The 907-nt window shown below is 73.4% G+C and carries 1 protein-coding gene; it reads right to left on the reverse strand.

Going from position 1 to position 907, the window contains the following annotated elements; all coding sequences use genetic code 11:
* Positions 1 to 19 precede the first annotated feature (19 nt).
* A partial coding sequence (locus ACJOT3_RS34625) for an N-6 DNA methylase (protein ID WP_406977348.1) occupies positions 20 to 907 on the reverse strand: 888 nt, incomplete at its 5' end.

A 907-nucleotide genomic window follows, 5' to 3' on the forward strand; every position in this document is an offset into this window, starting at 1 on the left:
GTGTGCGGCAAGACGATCATCAGGGATCCTCCTTCTTGCGGGTGGGGTGGGTGAGGGCGTCCAGAGCGGCGAACAGGCGGCGGGTCTTACGGACCTCGCGGGCCAGGCGCACGGCCTCGGCGCGTTGGGCGTGGGCGCGGGTGATGACGTCGTCGGTGAGGGTGTCGCCGACGGTGAGCAGCACCCGCGGGCCGAGCCCCCACAGCACCGCGTTGACGGCGGCGCAGGCGATCGCCAGCGGGTCGACGTCGGCGCCCACCCACAGCACCCGGGCCGGGTCGTGGCCGTGGTCGCGCAGGGCCTGGGCGGCGGCGCGCCACAGCCCGCCGGTGCCGATCGCGGGCTCATGAACGCTCGGCACCGGCCCGGGCGCGGACAGGGTCAGGTGGGCGAGCAGGTCGGCGATGTGGGTGGGGGTGTAGAACGCCCCGTTCACGGTTTTGGCGGTGCGGCTCTTCATGACGGTGAGCAGCACCCCGAACAGGTCCACGTCGTGGCGGCGGTGCGGGTCGCCGGTCAGGTCGAACAGCCCGGCGGCGAGGGCGGCCCGCGCCGCCTCGTGGGCGCCCTGGCGTGCCTGTTCGGACACGGGGGTGTCGCCGTACCAGACGTTCACCAGCGGGAACACGGGTGTGGCGAGGTCGGGGCGGGCGTTGGCGAACAGCCGCCACTGCTCGGACACCAACGCGAGCACGGTTTCCCGGTCGGCGCGGGTGAGGGCGTCGACCAGGTGGTGGCGGTCGGGGGCGGGCACGGTGAGCAGGGACAGGGCGGCGATGGTCGAGACGGGGATGTCCAGGTGGCCGCTGCCGTGGGTGCGATGCCAGGCGGTATCGACGGCCTCGGCGACGCGGTGAGCTACAGCGTTGGGGTCATGGGTGGCCATGGTGACCTCCGAAAAGGGCGG

The sequence above is a fragment of the Nocardiopsis protaetiae genome (genome assembly GCF_045446735.1).
Classification (GTDB): domain Bacteria; phylum Actinomycetota; class Actinomycetes; order Streptosporangiales; family Streptosporangiaceae; genus Nocardiopsis; species Nocardiopsis protaetiae.